This is a genomic window from Streptomyces sp. NPDC005423 (assembly GCF_040606415.1).
Lineage (GTDB): Bacteria > Actinomycetota > Actinomycetes > Streptomycetales > Streptomycetaceae > Streptomyces.
The window spans coordinates 1-21,512 of the sequence record NZ_JBEXET010000055.1 but is presented as its reverse complement, the minus strand read 5'-3'; the positions used below and the strand labels follow the sequence as shown (position 1 = coordinate 21,512).

General features: G+C 68.7%; 14 protein-coding genes. 7 read left to right on the top strand and 7 right to left on the bottom strand.

Annotated elements, in window-relative coordinates; translation table 11 throughout:
• The first annotated feature begins 328 nt into the window (after window positions 1–328).
• From ABZT12_RS34805 to ABZT12_RS34790, 4 genes are read left to right on the top strand one after another with little or no spacing between them, the layout of a single operon-like run.
• A complete protein-coding gene (locus tag ABZT12_RS34805; RefSeq protein ID WP_356392360.1) occupies window positions 329–1,807 on the top strand; it encodes a VCBS repeat-containing protein in 1,479 nt (492 codons plus the stop codon).
• A gap of 32 nt (window positions 1,808–1,839) precedes the next feature.
• The gene (locus ABZT12_RS34800) at window positions 1,840–5,460 is read left to right on the top strand and encodes a LamG-like jellyroll fold domain-containing protein (RefSeq protein ID WP_356392357.1); all 3,621 of its coding nucleotides are present in this window, start codon (window positions 1,840–1,842) and stop codon (window positions 5,458–5,460) included.
• Between the two features lie 31 nt (window positions 5,461–5,491).
• Entirely contained in the window at window positions 5,492–12,421 is a 6,930-nt protein-coding gene (locus ABZT12_RS34795; RefSeq protein WP_356392354.1) for a polymorphic toxin-type HINT domain-containing protein, read from the top strand.
• 47 nt (window positions 12,422–12,468) lie between these two features.
• Window positions 12,469–12,807, top strand: coding sequence for a hypothetical protein (locus tag ABZT12_RS34790; protein ID WP_356392351.1), 339 nt, complete (start codon window positions 12,469–12,471; stop codon window positions 12,805–12,807).
• Between the two features lie 136 nt (window positions 12,808–12,943).
• Here ABZT12_RS34790 and ABZT12_RS34785 read toward each other — a convergent pair whose 3' ends face one another.
• Entirely contained in the window at window positions 12,944–13,168 is a 225-nt protein-coding gene (locus ABZT12_RS34785; protein ID WP_356392348.1) for a hypothetical protein, read from the bottom strand.
• A 104-nt stretch (window positions 13,169–13,272) separates the two neighbouring features.
• On the opposite strand from ABZT12_RS34785, the gene ABZT12_RS34780 reads away from it, so the two are divergent.
• Entirely contained in the window at window positions 13,273–13,548 is a 276-nt protein-coding gene (locus ABZT12_RS34780) for a hypothetical protein (RefSeq protein ID WP_356392345.1), read from the top strand.
• Between the two features lie 58 nt (window positions 13,549–13,606).
• On the opposite strand, the gene ABZT12_RS34775 is transcribed toward ABZT12_RS34780, so the two are convergent.
• From ABZT12_RS34775 to ABZT12_RS34760, 4 genes are all read right to left on the bottom strand, one after another.
• Complete coding sequence (locus ABZT12_RS34775) at window positions 13,607–13,921, bottom strand: hypothetical protein (RefSeq protein ID WP_356392342.1); 315 nt, start codon at window positions 13,919–13,921, stop codon at window positions 13,607–13,609.
• 87 nt (window positions 13,922–14,008) lie between these two features.
• Window positions 14,009–14,785, bottom strand: a complete 777-nt coding sequence (locus ABZT12_RS34770; protein WP_356392339.1) for a DUF4253 domain-containing protein — start codon at window positions 14,783–14,785, stop codon at window positions 14,009–14,011.
• 241 nt (window positions 14,786–15,026) lie between these two features.
• Window positions 15,027–15,266, bottom strand: coding sequence for a DUF397 domain-containing protein (locus ABZT12_RS34765; protein WP_356392336.1), 240 nt, complete (start codon window positions 15,264–15,266; stop codon window positions 15,027–15,029).
• Window positions 15,263–16,048 carry a helix-turn-helix transcriptional regulator gene (locus tag ABZT12_RS34760; protein WP_356392419.1) on the bottom strand — a complete coding sequence of 262 codons (786 nt, stop codon included), beginning with the start codon at window positions 16,046–16,048 and terminating at the stop codon, window positions 15,263–15,265. The genes ABZT12_RS34765 and ABZT12_RS34760 overlap by 4 nt, the downstream gene beginning before the upstream one ends.
• 149 nt (window positions 16,049–16,197) lie before the next feature.
• Here ABZT12_RS34760 and ABZT12_RS34755 point away from each other — a divergent pair, with 149 nt between their 5' ends.
• A complete protein-coding gene (locus ABZT12_RS34755) occupies window positions 16,198–16,632 on the top strand; it encodes an ATP-binding protein (protein ID WP_356392334.1) in 435 nt (144 codons plus the stop codon).
• Between the two features lie 39 nt (window positions 16,633–16,671).
• Here ABZT12_RS34755 and argS read toward each other — a convergent pair whose 3' ends face one another.
• The gene (argS, locus tag ABZT12_RS34750; protein ID WP_356392332.1) at window positions 16,672–18,450 is read right to left on the bottom strand and encodes an arginine--tRNA ligase; all 1,779 of its coding nucleotides are present in this window, start codon (window positions 18,448–18,450) and stop codon (window positions 16,672–16,674) included.
• A gap of 218 nt (window positions 18,451–18,668) precedes the next feature.
• On the opposite strand from argS, the gene lysS reads away from it, so the two are divergent.
• Window positions 18,669–20,408, top strand: a complete 1,740-nt coding sequence (lysS, locus tag ABZT12_RS34745) for a lysine--tRNA ligase (protein WP_356392330.1) — start codon at window positions 18,669–18,671, stop codon at window positions 20,406–20,408.
• Between the two features lie 111 nt (window positions 20,409–20,519).
• Here the strand turns inward: lysS and ABZT12_RS34740 are convergent.
• Window positions 20,520–21,512 (bottom strand): DUF2637 domain-containing protein (locus ABZT12_RS34740; RefSeq protein WP_356392327.1); only part of this gene is annotated, 993 nt, incomplete at its 5' end.

Sequence of the window (21,512 nt, the reverse complement as noted above, 5' to 3'; positions counted from 1 at the left end):
GTGCCGGTTGGTTGGCTTGATTTGGGCTGTCAAGGGGGTCGCGATTTTGTCCGCCTTCGGCCGGAAAGGCCACTTGTTGATCATTGAGGCGTGTAAAGCGACTATGGTCACGGCCTGTGTACTTGCTATGCGCATGCAGTATCTAGAAAACTCTTGACGTTCTTTATTTCGCTCGTATTTAGTCTCCTCTTACGTCATTCACAGGGCGTTCTTACCTGGGTGCGTCCGAGGAAGCAGCGAGGGGTGGGGTGTGCGTACGCGTACACAACCGGCCAGGGGGCTGGCCGTGTTGGCCGGGCTGTTCCTGGCCGCTACGGGGGTTGTGACGATGGCGTCGCCGCGAGCGGCGGCTGCCACGTGCACAGCGGGCACAGCGAACGACTTCAACGGTGACGGTCTGGGTGACGTGGTGCTCGCCGACCCGGATGCCGCGGTGAACGGAGCCAAGAAGGCCGGACTCGTGCGCGTGGTCCTGGGGGGTGGCAAGGGAGTGTCCGAGATATCCCAGGCCACCGCCGGAATGTCCGCTACGCCGGAGGCGGGTGACGGCTTCGGCACCTCCTACGACACCTATGACGCCGACGGCGACGGCTGCACCGACCTGGTGGTGGGAACGCCATTCGAGGATGTCGTGACGAACGGCGTCGATCTCGTGGATGCGGGGGCGATCTATGTCATCCACGGCACCCCCACCGGTATCGGCGCGGGCTCCGCGATCGTCGGGTACACCCAGGCGGCCTTCGACACGAACAGTTCCACCGAGGCCTACGACTGGTTCGGTTTCGCCCTGAAGGCGGGTGCGAACGCCAGCGGCGCGCCGTACCTGGTCGTCGGGGTTCCCGGCGAGAACGTCACCGTGGACGGCACCACCTACGGTGACGCCGGCTGCATCGAGTACTCCCAGGGCGCCACCACGACAGGCGTGAGCGAGAAGGACCCGGGGGTGCCCGGCGAGGTCGAGGGGAACGACAAATTCGGTTACTCGCTGGCCGGTACGAACCGCTACTTCGCGGTCGGCAGCCCAGGTGAGGCGATCGGCGACGAGGCGTTCGCCGGTGGTGTTTCGATCTTCAGCCACACTCTCTCTAATGGCATGCCCACGCCACTTATGGGTCTGGATCAGGACAGCACCGGGATCGCCGGCACGCCGGAGGCCGGCGACGGCTTCGGCACCTCGATATCCATGACCGGCTACCGGCCGAGCGACCAGACGTACAACTCCGACGTGCTGCTCGCCATCGGGATGCCGGGCGAGGATGTCGGGACGCTGGCGGACGCGGGCGGCATCGCGGTCGTCCGAGTCCAGCCGTCCGGCGCGTACACACAGGTCACAGCGGCGGACGGCAGTACGGCGGACGTGGAGGGCGATGCCGTCGCCGGTGACTTCATGGGCCAGCGGGTGGCGATCACCAACACCGACACCAACGTCGTCACCGTCTCCGCGAACGTCCGCCTCGCAGTCGGTGAGCCCGGCAAGGACACGGCCAAGGCGAAGGACGCCGGCGCCGTGCACATCTTCCGGCCACTTGACGCGGCCATCGGGGCGGCCGACAGAAGCCTCATCCGGGGCTCGGGGCTGCCCGGCACGGCGACAGCCCGCGACTACACGGGGATCGCGCTCAAGGCCGGCAGTACCTACCTCTACGTAGGCGTGCCCTACAGCAAGGCGTCGGACACCTCGAAGGGCGTTCTCTACGTGGTGCCGTGGACGGATGCCGACGGCACCACGAGCACCGGTACCACCACCTACCAGCCCGGCTCGGGCGGACTGCCCGACGCGGGCGCGGCGCTCGGAGCGATCGGGTGAAGGGCGGGCTGAGGAGACGCGGGCACAGCGCGATGAGCACGCGTACGAGATCCGGACGCCGCCCGCTGGTCGCAGCCGCCGCCGTCGCGGCCCTGCTGACACCCGGCCTGGGTGCCGCCCCTGCACCCGCCGCCGCGCAGACGACGTCGGCCGGTACGAGCCCCACCGACGCGAGCAGCAGCTCGTCGCTCTCTCCGAACGCCGCTCAGGCCAAGGCGAAGAAGTCGGGCAAGGCCGTCGAGATCCAGAGCCTGCGCGACGAGCGCAGCACCACCGTCGCCGATCCCGACGGCACCTTCACCACCAAGCAGTACGTCCAGCCCGTCCGCACCCGTGTCGACGGTAGGTGGACGGACATCGACACCACCCTGGTCCGGCGGAAGAACGGCACCCTCACCCCGAAGGCCGCGCTCACCGGCATGTCCTTCTCCGGCGGCGGGGGCACGACCTTCGCCACGATCGAGAAGGACGGCCACGCGCTGTCCCTCGACTGGCCGACGAAACTGCCCGAGCCGAAGCTCGACGGCTCGACCGCCACCTACGCGAACGTCCTGGACGGCGTCGACCTCAAGGTCACCGCCAGTGCCGAGGGTTTCTCGCACGTGCTGGTCGTCAAGAACGCGAAGGCGGCCGACGATCCGGAGCTGGCGAAGCTGCAACTCCCCTTCACCACCGACTCAGTGCGGCTCACAGAGGACACGGACGGCGGCCTCACCGCCACCGACCCCGGCGCCGGCGGCGCGGTCTTCGAGGCGCCGCAGCCGGTGATGTGGGACTCGAGCCACGCCACGGCGGACACGTCCGCCGCCGAGGAGAGTGCCCAGACCCCTCCCGAGGGCGCCCAAGTCGCGGATGTCGGCGTGCAGGTGTCCGCGGACACGATGACGCTCACCCCTGACGCCGACCTGCTCACCGACGCGGACACCGTCTACCCGGTCTACATCGACCCGGTGGTGAAAACCGCGAGCCGTAGCTCCTGGACCGTGGTGTCGTCGTACTACTCGTCCTCGGAGTTCTGGAAGTTCGACGACGACGAGGGTGTGGGCCTGTGCCCCTCCGACGTGTCGGTCCGCTGCGCCAGCTCCTCCGACGTCAAGCGGCAGTTCTTCGCGATCCCGACCGGCACGTTCGAGGACAAGGACATCGTCGATGCCGAGTTCGCGGTGACCCAGGTGTTCGCCTACAGCTCCGCTGCCCATGAGGTGCAGCTCGCCCGGGTCAACAGCACGGGCGCCAGTGCGATCAGCTCCTCGACCAACTGGTCGAACCAGCCGTCCTCGAAGGCCACCGTCGGCACCAAGTCGCCGACGGACAACGCCGGTTCGTGCACATCCACCAACCAGAACGTCCGCTTCGACGCGACGAGCACCGTGCAGACGGCGGCCGACAAGGGCTGGGACACCACCACCTTCCGGCTGAAGGCCGCGAGCGAGTCCGACACGTCGTACTGGAAGCGGTTCTGCGGTAACGCGTACCTCTCGGTGAAGTACAACCGCCCGCCGCTGGAGCCGGACCAGGACGCCCTGACCATGAACCCCGGCGACCGCTGCGAGTACGGCAAGGCCACCGAGCACTACGTCACCAGGGCTCCGAAGGCCTACGCGGTCGTCAAGGACTACGACCATGGTGACACCGGCTCCAACAGCGAGACGCTGCAAGCCCAGTTCAGGGTCTGGTGGACCGATTCCTCGGGCAACGAGGTCGATCACTACGCGACGACGGCCAAGAAGACCACGGTCGACGCGAGCAAGGACGGCCAGACCGGCCAGGCCACCTTCTCCTACACCATCGGCGACGACCTGTCGGGTGACGGCGAGGCAGGGTTCAGCATTCCGCAGAACACCACCATCGCCTGGTCGGTGCGAGGTTACGACCAGCAGGCCTACGGTGCCTGGTCGACCGACGGGGCACAGACCCGCTGCGAGTTCGTCTTCGACGTGAGCAAGCCCGCCTCCGCCGTGATCACCGCGGCCGCGTACCCCGACGACGACGCCTGGCACACCGGCGTCGGCGACTACGGCGACTTCACCATGGACTCGCCGACCGCCGACGTGGCGAGCTACTCGTACTACATCACCGGCCCGCAGGCCGACAGCGCGAAGAAGTCCGTGCCCGCCGAATCCACGGGCGGTCCGGCGACCGTCCGCTGGATGCCCCCGAGCGAAGGCTCGTACGCCCTGCACGTCACCGCGGTCGACGGCGCGGGCAACGCGCAGAAGACACCGACCGCGTATGTCTTCCTGGTCGGGGACGGCCGCGCGCCCGTCGCCGCCTGGACCCTCGGCGACGCCAAGGGCGCTCCCGCGGCGACCGGCAGCAGCGGCACCCCCGACGCGACCGCCGGTTCCGGAGTGAGCTTCGGCGTCCAGGGTCCCCTCGGCTCCACCGACACCGCCGCCTCCTTCGACGGCACGGAGAGCGCCTACCTCGACTCGGGTACGGCCGGCGTCGACACGGGACGGACTTTCTCCGTGAGTGCCTGGGTCATGCTGCCCACGCTGCCCACCTCGAACGTCACCGTCGTCAGCCAGGACGGCACCGCCCAGCCCGGCTTCGAACTCGGCTACGACGTCGACAGTGCGTCCTGGACCTTCCGCATCCCCGTCAGCGACATGGAGTCGCTCGGCACGTGGAAGGTCTCGGGGGCGGCGGCCGTCGCCGGCAGCTGGACCCACCTCATCGGGGTGTACGACGCCGAACTCGGCAAGATGATGCTCTACGTCAACGGCGTCCTCGTCGCCGACGACGTCCAGGCGCGCCACACCACGTGGAGCGCCACCGGCGCCGTCCAGATCGGCCGCAAGATCTCGCTCGACGGCTACACCAACCAGCTCAAGGGCAGCGTCGCCGACGTCAAGCTCCACGACCGGGTCATTCCACCCGCCGAGGGCCAGCAGCTCGGCGGCATCCAGCCGCACCAACTCGCCTATTGGCAGCTCGACTCGGCCACCGGCGCGGTCTCACCGGAGACCGGCGGCGGCACCGGTCTAACGCTCGGCGGCGGCGCCTCCATCTACGTACCCGACGACTCCTGCGATCCCGAGGCCGACCCGGACTGCGTGCCTCCGGCCGAACCCCTGTGGGGCGACGGGCACTTGACTCTCAACGGTACCGACGCCTACGCGACCCGCGCGGCCATCGGACCTCTCACCGCCCAGGACAGCTTCACCCTCACCGTCCGCGCCCGGCTCGCCTCGGCGAACCCGGCGACGGACCAGACGGTGCTGTCGCTGACCGGCGCGCACGGTAGCGCGATCAAGGTCAAGTACTCAGCCTCGGCGGCCCGGTGGCAACTGGTGGTGACGGACGCGGACTCGGCCACCGCCGTGACCACCACCCTGCTCGACAGCGGTGACACGCCGCGATCCACGGGCGCCGGCGACCACCTCGCACTGGTCTACAACGCGGTCTTCGGAGATGTGCTGCTGTACGTCGACGGGGTCGCCGCCGTCGACGCCGCCTGGGACAACACGTGGGACTTCAGCACGACCAGCCTTCAGGTCGGCCGTGCGCTGACCGGGACGGCGGCGGGCGAGTACTTCTCCGGTGCCGTGGACGAGGTGCGTGTGTACCAGGGCCCGCTGGACGCCTCGCTGGTGTCCCTCGTCGCCGGGCTGCCGGGCGGCTCCAGCATCGAAGAGTCCTCGGCCTGACGTGCCGATCCCCTTGAAACTAGGAGAGTTGATGTCCCAGTCTCCCTGGTACCGGTCCAGCGGACCGGCCTGGCGGAGCGGTCGCAGACGGGCCGCGCTGGTCCTCGGACTGGCCTTGTCCGTCGGACTGCTCCCGCAGTACGCCCCCACGGCCACCGCTGACACCGGCCTGACCCGGCCCAAGGCACAGACCGGCCTCGACAGACCGGTGCGGGGCGAGAACGCCACCGCCAGGACCTATGAGAAGACCGACCAGGCCGAGAAGGCCGCGGTGAAGAAGACGGCCAAGGCGCACTGGCCCCCTGCCGGGAGCGCCGAGGTCGATCTCACGAGCAAGGCGGTCAAGGTCAAGGGCCTGCCCTTGACCGCGAAGGCGGCCGGTGGCACGAAGGGCGCCGACTCCGTCCGGGTGGAGGTCCTCGACCGCAAGGTCACCGAGGCGGCCGGCGTCGACGGTGTGCTCTTCACCGTCGCCCGCACGGACGGCGACACCGCCGCCGGTGCGGCCCGAGTCACCCTGGACTACGCGGACTTCGCCGACGCCTATGGCGGTGACTACAGTTCCCGGCTGCGACTGGCCACGTACCCGGCGTGCGTTCTGACGACCCCGCAGAAGAAGGCCTGCTCGACGCCGACGTATCTGAAGTCCACGAACGACACGGCAGGGCAGACGCTGACCGCGACCGTGCAGGCGGCCGGTGACACCTCCGGTCCCTCCGCCCAGCTCCTCGAAGCCGACACGGCGGACTCGACCAGTGCTTCGGCCACCGTCGTCGCGGCCACCGCGAGCAGCGGCGGTGACGGCGGCGACTACAAGGCCACCAGCCTGGCCCAGTCATCACAGTGGGGCGTCGACACCAGCTCGGGCGCCTTCACCTGGTCGTACCCGATGTCCGTCCCGCCGGTGCCCGGCGGCATGCAGCCGAAGGTCGGCCTGGAGTACAACTCCCAGTCCATCGACGGCCAGACGGCGACCACCAACAACCAGGGTTCGTGGATCGGCCAGGGCTTCTCCTATGACCCCGGCTACATCGAGCGCAGCTACAAGCCGTGTGCCGACGACGGTCACGACGACACCAACGGTGACCAGTGCTGGGCGTTCGACAACGCCACGATCTCGCTCACCGGCGGTTCCTCCGGCCGGCTCGTCAAGGACGACACGACCGGCGAGTGGCGGATCAGCTCCGACGACAACTCCAAGGTCGAGCACCTCACCGGCGCCACCAACGGCGACAACAACGGCGAGTACTGGAAGATCACGGTCGCCGACGGCACCAAGTACTACTTCGGCCTCAACCACCTGACCGGCTACGCGAGCGGCAACGAGGAGACCAACTCCACCTGGACCACCCCGGTCTACGGCGACGACTCCGGCGAGCCCTGCTACAACGCGACGTTCGCCGACGCCTACTGCACGCAGGCCTGGCGCTGGAACCTCGACTACGTCGTCGATCCGCACGGCAACGCCATGTCGTACTTCTACGGCACTGAGACGAACTACTACACCCAGGGCCTGAAGACCACCGAGAACGGCAAGGCCTACATCCGCGGCGGCTACCTCAAGCGGATCGACTACGGCCAGCGCGACGGCACGGCGTACTCCACCAAGCCGGCCGCCCAGGTCGTCTTCACCACCGCCGAGCGCTGCGTCGGCTCCCTGACTGACTGCTCCGCGGACGCCCTCACGGACTCCACGGCCGCCGACTGGCCGGACGTGCCATGGGACCAGAACTGCAAGTCGGGCACCAAGTGCGCCGGGCAGAACTCGCCGACGTTCTGGACCCGCAAGGAACTGACCAAGGTCACCACACAGATCCGCACCGGGGACTCGACGTACAGCCCGGTCGACGTGTGGAGCCTCACCCACGTCTTCACCGACAACGGCGATGCCTCCAAGTCGCTGTGGCTGAGCAAGATCGACCACAAGGGAGCGTTCGGCACCGACGCCTCGGTCCCGTCCGTCGAGCTCCACGGCATCCAACTCCCCAACCGGGTCGACGAGTCGGGCGACAACCTTCAGCCCTTCTACCGCTTCCGTCTGTCCGGTGTGCTGAACGAGTCCGGCGGCGCGCTCAGCGTCACCTACGCCGACAACCAGTGCACGCCGAGCAACGTTCCGGCGGAGGACTCGTCCACCAAGCGCTGCTTCCCGGTGAAGTGGAACCCGCCGGGCGTCACCGATCCGATCACGGACTGGTTCCACAAGTACGTGGTCGCCTCGGTCGTCCAGACCGACCTCACCGGCGACAACGCCGACCAGATCACCTCGTACACCTACCTCGGTGACGCGGGTTGGCGGAAGACACCGGCCGACGGCGTCACCAAGTCCGAGTACCGCACCTGGGGCGACTGGCGCGGCTACGGCAGGGTTCAGGTCACCACCTCCGACGGCAGCAACGACCCCTCCAACACCAAGACCGAGCACGTCTTCTTCCGCGGCCTCGACGGTGACGTCGACAAGGACGGCGACACCCGTTCGGCGACGGTCACCGACTCCAACGGCGTCTCCTACGACGACTCCGACTGGAAGGCCGGCCAGGAACTGGAGACACTCACCTACAACGGCGCCGCCGTCACCGAGAAGTCCGTGACCGTGCCGTGGACCGCGGTGACGGCGACCGAGACCGACGACTGGGCCACGTACAAGGCCCGCTATCTCGCGACCGGTTCGACCGACACCTACACCGCGCTCACCGTGGGCGGCTGGCGCCACACCAGGTCCACGACCACGTACGACGGTGCGACCGGCCGCGAGATGACGGTCGACGACGACGGCGAGGTCGGCGTCGCCGACAACCAGTGCACCCGCAACGAGTACGCGGACAGCGCGAGCGCGCACATCTACTCGCTGATCTCGCGCGTGGAGACGGTCGGCGTCGACTGCGCCACCACCCCCGACCGTTCCAAGAACGTCATCTCCGACGACCTCACCTACTACGACAACTCGACGACGTCGGGCGCCGCCCCCACCAAGGGCGACATCACCATGACCAAGCGGTTGTCGGCGTACAGCGGCACGACGCCCACCTACCAGACGACCGCCGTGACGACGTACGACGCCTACGGCCGCCCGCTGGTGGTCAAGGACGCGGAGACGGCGGCGTCGACGACGCAGTACACGTCCTCCACGGTCTACACGGACACCTACGGCCTGGCGACGAAGTCGACGGTCACCAACATCGACGGCTGGACGACGTCCACGGAGTACGCCCCCGCCTGGGGCCAGCCCACGGCCAAGGTCGACCAGAACGGCCTGCGCACCGACTTCGCCTACGACGGCCTCGGCCGCCTGGTCTCGGTCTGGCTCCCGGACCGCCCCAAGGCCAACTCCTCCACCCCGTCCCTCAAGTACGAGTACCTGGTCCGGGGCGACGACGGACCGACCGCCGTCCACACCCAGAAAATCGAGAACGACGGCACCTCGTACGGCAGTGAATGGTCTTTGTACGACGGCTGGTTGAGGCCCCGACAGGATCAGACGGAGGGTGAAGGCGGCGGCCGTATGGTCGCCGACACGCTGTACGACGGCTCGGGCCGCGTGGCGCAGGTCAACGACACCTACTACGCCGCCGGCGCCCCGACCTCGACGCTCTTCGACCCGCTCGACGCAGACCTCGACTCCCAGACGGTGACGGAGTACGACGGCGCGAGCCGTACCACGGCGACGGTCCTCAAGGTCCGGGGCACGGAGCGGTACCGCACGACGTACGCGTACGGCGGCGACCGCGTCACGACCACCCCGCCGCAGGGCGGCATCAGGACAACGGTCGTGACCGACGCCCGGGACCACACGACGACCCAGGTCCAGTACCCCACGGGCGGCGACGCGGTGACCACGTCGTACGGCTACAACGCCGCCGGCCTGCTGACCGGGGTCACGGACGACAAGGGCCACAACTGGACTTACACCTATGACCAGTTGGGCCGGAAGAAGACAGCCGTCGACCCCGACACCGGCTCGTCCTCCTACACGTACGACGCACTGGACCGCCAGACGTCGGTCACGGTCAACGGCGACAAGACGTCGACGCTCTACGACGAGTTGGGCCGCGCGGTCTCGACCTGGCAGGGCGAGGCGACCACGGGCACCAAGCTGTCGGTGTCGAAGTACGACACCGCCTACAAGGGTGAGCTGTACGGCGTCTACACCTACAAGGACGGCGCGGTCTACTCGTCGGTCACCTACCCGACCCTTGACCCCGACAACGACTACGCGCCCCTCTCGACGAAGTACTACCTGTCCAAGACGGCTGAGCCGCAACTGGGCGGAACGTACGAGTACACCACCCAGTACTACGACGACGGCACGGTGCACAACGAGGGTCTGCCCGCGGTGGGCGACCTGCCCGCGGAGGCGGTGGCGAACGTCTACGACGACCTCCAGCGCCCTGTGGGTCTCAACACCTCCTTGGGCGGACTGAGTTACGTCACGGACGCGTCGTACTCGCCGACGTCGGACCTGGAGACGCTGGAGCTGTACACAGGCGAGTCCACGGCCAAGAAGACGTTGATCACGAACAGCTACGAGCTGGGCACCGACCGTCTGGCCACCTCGCGGGTGGACGTCGAGGGCGCGTCGAGCGTCGCGTACGACGCGAACTACACCTACGACGACGCCGGCGACATCCTGTCGATCGCCGACACCCCGACCGGCGGCACCTCGGACGTCCAGTGTTTCTCGTACGACGGCCTGGGCCGGGTCTCCTCGGCCTGGACGTCTTCGGTGGTCTCGAACGACGCGCAGGGCACGGGCAGTACGGACGCGTCCTGCGCGTCGGGAGCGTCGACGACGACGGTGGGCGGAACGACTCCGTACTGGACGGACTACGGCTACGACACGATCGGCAACCGCAAGAGCGAGGTCCGGCACGGCCTGAACGGGGCGGCGACGTCGACCCGTTCGTACGCGTACGGTAACGGCTCCGGCCCGAACGGCACCGACTCAGGCCCGCACACGGTCTCGTCGGTGACGACCAAGACGGACGCGACGGCCACCACCCCGCAGGTCACCTCCCAGGACTCGTACGCCTACGACGCGTCGGGCAACACCACCAGGCGCGTCCTGGACGGCGACACCCAGTCCCTGGCCTGGGACAAGCAGGGCGAACTGACCACGGTCACGAACGCCGACGCGTCGGTGACGACGTACAAGTACGACGCCTCGGGCGCCCGGCTGCTGCGGGACACACCCGACGAGAAGACGTTCTACCTCCCGGGCACGGAACTCCACTACGACAAGTCCACCGCCAAGGTGACGGCCACCCGCTACTACAGCTTCGCCGGCACCACGGTCGCGATGCGCGAAGCGGACGGCGTCCACTTCCTCGCCTCGGACAACCAGGGCACGGCGGAACTGGCGATCGACGCGAAGACGGGTGCGACGACCCGGCGCCGCATGGACGCGTTCGGCAACGAGCGCGACGACTCCACGTCCTCGTCCACCGGCTGGCTGAACGACAAGGGCTTCGTGGGCGGCACGATGGAGGCGTCGACGGGCCTGACGACGTTGGGCGCTCGCGAGTACGACTCCGACACCGGCCGCTTCATCTCTGCCGACCCGGTGGTCGACTACACGGACCCGCAGCAGATCAACGGCTACGCGTACGCCGACAACAGCCCGGTCTCCCACAGCGACGCGTCGGGCCTCCGCCGGGCCGACTGTGTGGGCGGCTGGAACGCGTGCGGCCCTGGTCCGTCCCCGCACCCGGGCGTGGGCGGCACGCGGGACAGCGGCGGTTCGGGCGGCGACGTAGGCACGGGCGGCGGGGGCACGACATCCGCCACGCCGGCCGCGTCACAGGCGAACGCCGCCAAGGAGAAGGAGAACTCGGCCGAGCAGACGGCGATCGCCGTCGCCAAGGAACTCGGCAAGATCGCCGCCGATGAACTCGGAATCACGGACGCCCTGGACTGCTTCACCACCGGCAACCTGGCCGCCTGCGGCAACACGGCCCTCAACGTCGTCTCGTCCTTCCTGGGCGGGGGGCCTCTGGCGAAGCTGGCGAACAAGTACGCGGCGCCGTGGAAGTGGGCCAAGGCCGAGAAGCTGGGCAAGCGGATCTGGGGGCTCGGCAAAAAGCTGCTGGACTCCTTCAAGGACTGGCGGAAGGGCCGCAAGGAAGCGGACCGGCTCGCGAAGATCGCCGAATCGTGCGAGACGCCGAACAGCTTCACCCCGGACACCAAGGTTTTGATGGCGGACGGTACGGCCAAGGCCATCAAGGACGTCAAGATCGGTGACAGAGTCCTCGCGACCGATCCGGACACCGGAAAGACCAAACCCGAGAAGGTCACCGCCCAGATCAAGGGCATCGGCCGCAAACACCTCGTCAAGGTCGTCATCGACATCGACGGCAAACGGGGCACGAAGACGGCATCGGTCACCGCGACGGATCAACACCCCTTCTGGGTACCGGAGCTGGGTGAGTGGATCAACGCCACAAACCTCCACTCCGGCGAATGGCTGAGCACCGGCGCCGGTACACACGTCCAGATCACGTCCGTGCAGCGCAGGACGTCCCCGAGAGCCACGGTCCACAACCTCACCGTGGGCGAGCTGCATACGTACTATGTGCTGGCGGGCGAAACTCCGGTACTCGTACACAACTGCAATGGAATGGATCCTGTCAATGGCGGGCTCGATGACGACACCTATGACCGAATAGATGGTGCGCACGGCCCGGATGTAGCCGACGGAGTCGAGCACCAGGTGCAGAGGATGCATGACGGCTCCTCCACTGCCGCGGATCACGATCTTCCTGGTATCGGGCATGACCCTGATGCGTTGGCTTCCTACTTTGCGTCGTGGCGAGGCAAGATGACGCATACGGATACTAGGACTGGATCGCGTGTGGCATACGACTCCAGTCGAGGTGTGCTACTTGTGACGACTGGCCGTAACATACACGGGTTTAGGTACAGTCAAGGCGCCTTTGAAAGCGGGAGGTATGTGACGCCATGAGGGTGAAAGTTGCAGCCACGGCGACTCGCAGTGGAGTCCTCTTGCGGTTGACGGAGGTGCAGAAGCAGTTGATCTGCGAGACGCTCATGTTCCACGCGGATCGCCCCGATGGGGATTGTCCTTCGATTGTGCGCCTCGGTGTCGATCGCGCAAGCGCTGCTCAGATGATGAAGAAGGCTGCCGGGTCGAATTCAGAGTTCCAGCTGAATGAGATTCACGTGCTGTTTGCGGCATTGGTTTCCGCTCCAGTCATGATGCCCTCTGAGGAGGTGTTCTACGAAAGGATCGGCTTCTTTCGGGAGCAGGCACTTGCATTGGCTGGCGGGTTGGTGAGTGCCGTCGGGGAAGCGCCTGACTGGACCGGAGAACCTTCCGGGAGTGCCTAACCGGGGGTTTTTCCTTTATGTAGTTCCGTGAGTCCGCTTAGGGCTTGTGAGGGCACGCAAGCGGACTTATGAAGCCCCGTCAGGCATGTCCTGGCGGGGCTTCTGCGCGTCGTGACGGCAGTAGTTGACGGCAATGTCAGCGGACGGAGACGGCGCAGGGCAGCGGTTTGTCACCGTCGCCGTTTTCCGTCTCGGTGCTCTCCGGGTTGCCGAGGGCGGTGCTGAGGGTGTTGATGGCGTCGCGTTGGAGGCGGAGCCGGACGTGGGCGTAGACGCCTGCGGTGACGCCGATATGGGGGTGGCCGAGGAGTTCCGTGCACCGGCCGAAAATCGCCGACCGACCTACCGTCGGGCGAGACATCGACCGAGTTCCTCACGCATCTCGGGCGACTACCCGCCCGCCGGCGGGGGTGAACCTCTGCCGATCCAGCTTTCCAACGCCGCGGGCCGTCCTGCTCTGCCGGCGTGACCGCTGCGTTCGACCACGAGGACATGCACCACCTGGTGGACCGACTTTCCTCGACCCGGGTGCGGCGCCTGTGCCTGCTCGTCACCCAGGATGAGGAACTGTCCCAGGTTGCCCAGTCACTGTCGGCAGTCGACGCGAACGAGGTCGAGGAGTCGGTCCCTGTCGGGCTGCTGGCCCTGATCGGCAGAGTGAATGGCCCAGAGGATCTGGCTGAACAGCACGACGACTACATCCGCGAGCGGATGCGCGAGCGCTTCGGCGACTCGGCGTGATTGCCACGGTCCTGGACACCGGACCCCTGGCTGCGGCGTTCAACGCGGCCGACCGGCGTCACCCGGAGTGTGCCTCCCTGCTGACCTCGCTGACCGGCCGCCGTCTGCTGCCCAGCCCGGTCATGACCGAGGTCTGCCGGCTGCTTGAGCGCTGGCCCAGGTCGAAGCGGCCTTTCTCGCCGAGATCGCACGGGGAACATTCGAGCTGGTCCACCTCACTCCCACCGATCTGACGCGCAGGGGTGAGCTGGTCCTCCAGTACGCCGACTTCCCGCTCGGCGGGGTCGATGCCTCGGTCGTCGCGGTGGCCGAGCGCTTCGACGTGGACCGGGTAGCCACCCTCGACCGTGAGGTCCCCTCCGCGCTTCCGCACGGAGGGGACTGTGCTTCGTGGCTCAGGCGTCGCGGGGGCCGGTGCGCGGGCCCGCGGGCGGAGCTGAGGGCGCGGACGTGTCGGCTGTCAGTCCCACCAGAAGCTCCAGATGCCCTCGTCGACCAGGCTCTCCGCGTAGTCGTCGAGCGAGCCGGGGCCCTGGTCGACGGTGTCCGGGCAGAACGCGTAGTGCTCCACGGCTATCGCCTCGGCCTCCGCCAGGGTGGCCGGCGGGGACGCCACCGATGCGGCCAGGCGGTCGAAGCCGAGGGCCACGACCCGCAGGCCGAACCGGTCCTCCCAGGAGCGGAGGACGGCGCAGAGCCGGGCCACGTCGTTCTCGTGGTTGAGCGGGCCGCTCCAGCCGATCGCCGCGGGGAGGTCGGCGGAGCGGCGGGCGGGGGCGAGGGCGAGCCGCGGTGCTTTGAACCAGCCGGTGGTGAGGAGGACGGCGGCGGCTTCGGCGGCCCGGGTGTCCGGGTCGGCGCCCAGGGCGCGGGCAGGGGCGGGGGCGAGTCCGGGCCATCCGTCGCTGTCCGCCTCCTGCGGCGCGTACTCCTCCCAGAAGTCGGCCAGCACCTCTTCGGCGTCGTGGTCCCCGGGGTACGACATCTCGTCCGGCATCAACTCCCATTCCTCCGGGCCGCGTTGACTGCCGCCGGTGTCTATCAGGAAGGGGAGGAGACCGGCGCCGCGAGCGGCGGACCGTACCGTCGGCCAGTCCTCCGGGTCCGCTGCGTCGTCCGCGTACCAGAGCAGCGGCTCGGGTGCGCGGACCACGGTGCCGGGCGGGAGGTCGAGTCCCAGCGCTCGGCCGGTCGGGTCGGCCGCCAGCTGGGGCAGGGGGTTGGGAAGGGTCGCCATGCCGGTGACTGTAGGGGCAGCCACTGACAACGTCCGTGCCGGGCGATGCGCGGCTCAGAAGAATGAGCGACCTGGACCGTGGAGGCGGCTGGTGAGTGCCACCTGGTGTGGGTGCCTGCCGGGGGGACCTTCCTCGCGGAAGTGTGACGCTTCGGCGCAGAGTGTCACGCTTTCACGCCCCACCCCCCTCGCCCCGAGCGCTCCCGCATACCGACCCCCACGGAGGCACCGCACCCGTCGACTACCGGGTGGCGGTGAACGCAGCCCAGGCCGCGGGGCCGAGTTGGAGCATGGGTCCGCCGGCCTCCGGGTTCTTGGAGTCACGGATGTGGATGGTGTGGGGGCAGGCGGCGACCTCGACGCACTGGCCGCCCTCGTCGCTGCTGTAGCTGGACTTACGCCAGGTGTAAGCGACTTCGAGGCACTGGCCGCCTTCACTGCCGCTGTAGGTCGACTTGAACCACGCAAGTGTGGTGCTCATTGATCTCCTAGCGAACGGTCGAGCAGGCCCCTGGACTCCTGGGGTGACAGAGCCTGTGACCGCAGCATCGCATATTTGCGCGCCAGGATGGACACCTCGTCCAGGTCGGAAACCCACTGGCTGCCACGTTGCCCCTCGGTGTATGCCAGGTGCTGATGGTCCAGTGTTTCGAGGAGTGTGAAGGGACCGGCCAGTCCCGCATGGGAGGAGGCGTTTCTCGGCAGGAACTGGAGTGCCAGCCCAGGGAGTTCAGCACACTTGCGCAGAGACCGGAGCTGGTCGCGGCGTACCTGCGAACCTCCGATGCCGAGGTGCAGCACCGGTTCCCACACGACGAAGCTCATCGTCGGCGGACACCTGCGCCGCAGGATCTCCTGGCGTTCGACGCGGCCCGCCAGCTTGGCCGCGATCTCGTCCTCGTCGTAGGCCGGAATGCGTTCCGCCAGGACCGCGCGGGCGTACTCCGGTGTCTGAAGCAGGCCGGGGATGACGGCGTTGTCGTACCAGGACAGGGCGATGGCCTCGCGCTCGTGGAGCATGTACTCCTCCGCGTACTGCGGAAACTGGTCGATCTCCGGCAGGTTGCCGACGCCCGCCTCCAACATGCCTTTCGTGTCGAGGAGTACGTCCAGCGTCCGGGCCAGGTCAGGCATCAGTCGCCGTCTGCCCTGCTCGATCGACGCGATGGTCTCCTCGTCGACCAACGCCGGTTGCGCGAGGGCGCGTTGGGTGTGGCCGGCCGCCAGGCGCGCCGCCTTCAGTTGTGCGCCCAGCATGCGCATCGTCGAGCGGTTCTTCCTGGTGTTCACGCTGTGGTGCTCCCCACGCCTACCCGTCCCGGACCACGCGCGGACCCGTACTCCGACCGTACGAAATCAGGAGCGGGTCTTACGCCCTGTCAACAGTAGTGACGCTGCGCGACTCTTGTCCGGTGAACCTGAGTGAACACTTCTTCCGGCGTGAACGCCGGTCCGTCCCCGCGGCCAGGCAGTTCGCGCGCGCGTTCCTGGCCGAGTGCGGACTCGCCGACGCCGGGCGCGACGCCGATGTGCTGCTGTGTGTGAGCGAGTTGGCGACCAACGCGTTGGTGCACGCGGTGCCGGCGGGGCGGCTGTTCCGGGTGTTCCTGCGGTACGACGGGCACGTGCTGCGGGTCGAGGTGCACGACAGCGGTGGAGGTGTGCCGCGCGTCGACGCCCACCCTGACGACACCGACGAGGGCGGGCGCGGGCTGATGCTGGTCGACGCGCTGTCCGACAAGTGGGGAGTGGCGGAGCGGGAACTCGGCAAGGTGGTGTGGGCCGAGTTCACCGCCGCACAGCAACGCCGGGCAATCGCCCCGGGTGCCCCGACCGCCGGCCGGTGAGGGCTTCGGCACCGCGGATCACCGCGGTGCCGAAGCGGCTCACAGCCGTTCCGGTGTCCTGATGCCCAGCAGGGCCATGCCCTTGTGCAGGGTGCGGGCCGTGAGGTCCACCAGGAAGAGGCGGTTCTCGACGACCTCGGGCGCGTTCTCCGGCGACAGCACGTGGCACTGGTCGTAGAACGTCGTGAGCGTGGACGCCAGTTGGTACAGGTACGCCGTCAGCCGGTGCGGCGCGTACTCCTTCGCGGCCTCCGTCACCGTCTCGCCGAACCTGTCCAGGTGCAGGCCCAACGCCCGCTCCGCCGGGGCCAGTCCGAGCTCCGGGTGGGCCACCGGGCGGGCCTCGCCCGCCTTGCGCAGGATCGACTGGATACGGGCGTACGCGTACTGGAGGTAGACGGAGGTGTCGCCGTTGAGCGACACCATCTGCTCCAGGTCGAACTTGTAGTCCCGCACGGCGGACGTCGACAGGTCGGCGTACTTCACCGCGCCGATCCCGACGTACCGGCCGTTCTCCTCGATCTCCCGCTCGGAGAGGCCGACCTTCCCGGCCTTCTCCCGGACGACGGAGGTGGCGCGCTGGACGGCCTCGTCGAGGAGGTCCTCCAGCTTCACCGACTTGCCCGCCCTCGTCTTGAACGGCTTGCCGTCCTCGCCGAGGATGGTGCCGAACGCCAGTTGGTGGGCGGTGACGTCGTCGCCCAGCCAGCCGGCCCGCCGCGCGGTCTCGAAGACCATCTTGAAGTGCAGCGACTGCCGGACGTCCACCACGTACAGCAGCGAGGTCGCCTTCAGTCCGAAGACCCGGTCCCGGATCGCGGAGAGGTCGGTGGCCGCGTAGCCGTAGCCGCCGTCGGACTTGCGGACGATCAGCGGGACCCGGTTGCCGTCGGGGCCCTTGATGTCGTCGAAGAACACGCAGAGCGCGCCCTCCGAGATCTCCGCCACGCCGGACTCCTCCAGCAGCCGGCACGTCTCGTCCAGCATGTCGTTGTAGCCCGACTCGCCGACGATGTCCGGGTCCCGGACCTCCAGGTCCAGCTTCTCGAAGACCGAGAAGAAGTAGATCTTCGACTCGTCCACGAACCGCTGCCAGGCCGCCAGCGTCTTCGGCTCGCCCGCCTGGAGGTCGACCACCCTGCGCCGCGCCCGCGCCTTGAACTCCTCGTCGGAGTCGAAGAGTCGACGGGCCGCCTTGTAGAGGCGGTCGAGGTTCGACATCGCCTCCTCGCCGCTGGCCGCGCCGTCCTCGGCCGCCTTGTGGTCCAACTCGCCCGGGTGCTCGTCCAGATACTGGATGAGCATGCCGAACTGCGTTCCCCAGTCGCCGATGTGGTGCCTGCGCACCACGTTCTCCCCGGTGAACTCCAGGAGTTGGACCAGCGCGTCGCCGATCACCGCCGAGCGCAGGTGGCCGACGTGCATCTCCTTCGCCACGTTCGGCTGGGCGTAGTCGATGACCGTCGTGCCCGGGTGCTCGGTGACGGGCACGCCGAGGCGGTCGGGGTCCGCGTACCGCTCGGCCAGCGTGCGGACGATCGCCGGGTCGCCGACGGTGATGTTCAGGAAGCCGGGCCCCGACACCTCGATGGACCGGATCAGCTCACCCGACTCGACCCGCGCGAGGACCTGCGTCGCCAGCTCCCGCGGGTTGGCCTTGGCCTTTTTGGCGAGCGCCAGGATGCCGTTGGCCTGGAAGTCCGCCCGGTCACTGCGTCGCAGCAGCGGGTCGACGCCGTCGGCTTCCGGGAGGGCGGAAGCGAGGGCGTCGGAGAGGCGCTGGTGGACTAGGTCGGTGAGCGACGTGACCGAGGTCATGGGGTGGGTGCCGTTCTCCTCGTGGGTTCGGTGGACACGGTCAGTATCCCATGGGGGGTAAAGCCGGTTTTTCGGGTGCGGGCCCGGGGGGGCGTGCCGCGCGGTTCCCCGTGCCCCTGGGCCGGTCCCTGGAAAGGCGTTTTCGTGGTTGCCGCCGGAGCTGGGAGAATGACGGGGTTGGCCGCTGGACCGTACGGCTGCCCCGGAGAAAGAAGGACGTGCCGATCGTGGCTCAGAGCACCGAGACCACCGACTGGGTCTCCCGTTTCGCGGACGAGGTCATCGAGGAGTCGGAGCGCCGGGCCCCGGGGAAACCGGTCGTCGTCGCGTCCGGGCTCTCGCCCTCCGGCCCGATCCACCTCGGCAACCTGCGCGAGGTCATGACCCCGCACCTCGTCGCCGACGAGATCCGCCGCCGGGGCCACGAGGTCCGTCACCTCATCTCCTGGGACGACTACGACCGCTACCGCAAGGTGCCGAACGGGGTCGCGGGCGTCGACGCCGGCTGGGCCGAGCACATCGGCAAGCCGCTGACCTCCGTCCCCGCCCCGGCCGGTTCGTCGTACCCGAACTGGGCGGAGCACTTCAAGGCCCCGATGGCCGAGGCGCTCGCCGCGCTGGGCGTGGAGTTCGACGGCATCAGCCAGACCGCGCAGTACACCTCCGGCGTCTACCGCGAGCAGATCCTGCACGCCATGAGGCACCGCGGTGACATCGACGCCGTCCTCGACCAGTACCGCACGAAGAAGGCCCCGGCCAAGAAGCAGCAGAAGGCCGTCGACGAGGCCGAGCTGGAGGCCGTCGAGGGCTCCGGCGCCGCCGCCGAGGACGACGGCTCGGCCGGCTCCGCCGGCTACTTCCCGTACAAGCCCTACTGCGGCGGCTGCGGCAAGGACTTCACCACCGTCACCGCGTACGACGACGACACCACCGAGCTGTCGTACACCTGTGACGCGTGCGGCTTCACCGAGACCGTCCGGCTCAGCGAGTTCAACCGCGGCAAGCTGGTCTGGAAGGTCGACTGGCCGATGCGCTGGGCCTACGAGGGCGTCGTCTTCGAGCCGAGCGGGGTCGACCACTCGTCCCCGGGGTCGTCCTTCCAGGTCGGCGGCGAGATCGTCTCCATCTTCGGCGGTGAGCGGCCCATCGGGCCGATGTACGCCTTCGTCGGCATCAGCGGCATGGCCAAGATGTCCAGCAGCAAGGGCGGGGTCCCCACCCCGGCCGACGCCCTCCAGATCATGGAACCGCAGCTGCTGCGCTGGCTCTACGCCCGCCGCCGCCCCAACCAGTCCTTCAAGATCGCCTTCGACCAGGAGATCCAGCGCCTCTACGACGAGTGGGACAAGCTCGACGCGAAGGTGGCCGCGGGCTCCTCCCTGCCGGCCGACATCGCCGCGCACTCCCGCGCGGTGGGCACGGCCGCCGGTGAACTGCCGCGTACGCCCCGCCCGTTGCCGTACCGGACCCTCGCGTCCGTCGCCGACATCACCAGCGGCGACCAGACCCAGGCGCTGCGCATCCTGAGCGAGCTGGACCCCGCCGACCCGCTGGTCTCCCTCGACGCGGTACGGCCCCGGCTCGACAAGGCGGAGGCCTGGATCAACACCCAGGTCCCCGCCGAGCAGCGGACCGTCGTACGGGACGAACCCGACGCCGAACTCCTCAAGTCCCTCGACGAGCAGGGCCGCGAGTCCCTGCGCCTGCTCCGCGACGGCCTCGCCGACCACTGGTCGCTGGACGGCCTCAGCCACCTCGTCTACGGCGTTCCCAAGATCCAGGCAGGCTTCTCCCCGGACGCCACGCCCAAGGAACTCCCGCCCGAGATCAAGACCGCGCAGCGCGCGTTCTTCGCGCTCCTCTACCACCTGCTGGTCGGGCGCGACACCGGGCCGCGGCTGCCCACGCTGCTGCTCGCGGTGGGCCAGGACCGGGTGCGTAACCTCCTCGGGGAGTAACCCGGCAGCCGCACGGCGACACGGCTGCACGGCGACACGACGAGGGGGCCCTCATGGCGAGGGCCCCCTCGGTCGTTCGCCGCGCCGGTCGTCCGCTCCGGGCGTCCGCCGCTACGCGATGTGGTCCTCCTGGAGTTCCGCCGTGTGGCGGTTGGTGAAGCGGTTCACCATGCGGTCGGCCTCGCGCTGCGGGAGCGTGATGCCGTACGTCGCCTCCACGTCGCCCCGGTACTGGCCCGAGGTCGGGTAGCTGCCGTCTATCGACTTCTTGAAGACCAGGTAGTAGTCCTCCTCGGTCGGCTCCGAGCCGCCGCCCGCGCCCAGCTCACGCGTACGGCCCGGCCCCGACGGGATGGGGAACGTACCCGTGTCCTCCGAAGACGGTTCCGGCGCGAGGACCGGCGGCTCCTCGTACTGCCGCGGGAGCCCCTGCTGCCGCGGAAACGGCGGCTGTTCGGCCCGTTGCCGTACCTCGTACCGCTGGGCCTGCTGCTGCTGTTCCTGCTGCTGGGCCTCGAACTCCTCGGCCTGCTGCTGCTCCTCGTACCACTGGGTGTACGCGGCCTCCGGGTCGTACGTCGGGTCGTAGCCGCCGTGGTACGCGATGGACTGGGGGTCCCGCGCCTGGAGCCACGGGTTCTGCGGCTCGGTGTAGTCCTGCGGCTCGGGGGGCTCGTCCGCTGGGAGCGCGGGACGCTGCTCGCGGACGGCCGGCCCGCCGTCGGGTATGGCGGGCGCCGTCTCGCGGGCGCGGCCGGCCGGGACGGGGCCGGCCGGATCCAGGGCGGGCTGCGGCGCGGGCGGGAGCAGCGCGGGCTCGATGCCGGCCGCCGCCAGACCCGAGGGGGCCGTCTCCGTCAGCGGGACGCCGTAGCGGGCGAGCCGCAGGGGCATCAGGGACTCGACCGGGGCCTTGCGGCGCCAGGCGCGGCCGAAGCGGGAGTGCAGGCGGGCCTGGTAGACGAGACGTTCCTGTTCGAGCTTGATGACCTGCTCGTAGGAGCGCAGCTCCCACAGCTTCATCCGGCGCCAGAGCAGGAAGGTCGGCAGCGGGGAGAGCAGCCAGCGGGTGAGCCGGACGCCCTCCATGTGCTTGTCGGCGGT

Bases quoted from the DNA above. Each gene is read 5' to 3' on its own strand.
- ABZT12_RS34805 (WP_356392360.1), top strand. From the start codon at position 329: ATGGCGTCGCCGCGAGCGGCGGCTGCCACGTGCACAGCGGGCACAGCG.
- ABZT12_RS34800 (WP_356392357.1), top strand. From the start codon at position 1,840: ATGAGCACGCGTACGAGATCCGGACGCCGCCCGCTGGTCGCAGCCGCC.
- ABZT12_RS34795 (WP_356392354.1), top strand. From the start codon at position 5,492: ATGTCCCAGTCTCCCTGGTACCGGTCCAGCGGACCGGCCTGGCGGAGC.
- ABZT12_RS34785 (WP_356392348.1), bottom strand. From the start codon at position 13,168: ATGTCTCGCCCGACGGTAGGTCGGTCGGCGATTTTCGGCCGGTGCACG.
- ABZT12_RS34770 (WP_356392339.1), bottom strand. From the start codon at position 14,785: ATGGCGACCCTTCCCAACCCCCTGCCCCAGCTGGCGGCCGACCCGACC.
- ABZT12_RS34765 (WP_356392336.1), bottom strand. From the start codon at position 15,266: ATGAGCACCACACTTGCGTGGTTCAAGTCGACCTACAGCGGCAGTGAA.
- ABZT12_RS34760 (WP_356392419.1), bottom strand. From the start codon at position 16,048: ATGCGCATGCTGGGCGCACAACTGAAGGCGGCGCGCCTGGCGGCCGGC.
- argS (WP_356392332.1), bottom strand. From the start codon at position 18,450: ATGACCTCGGTCACGTCGCTCACCGACCTAGTCCACCAGCGCCTCTCC.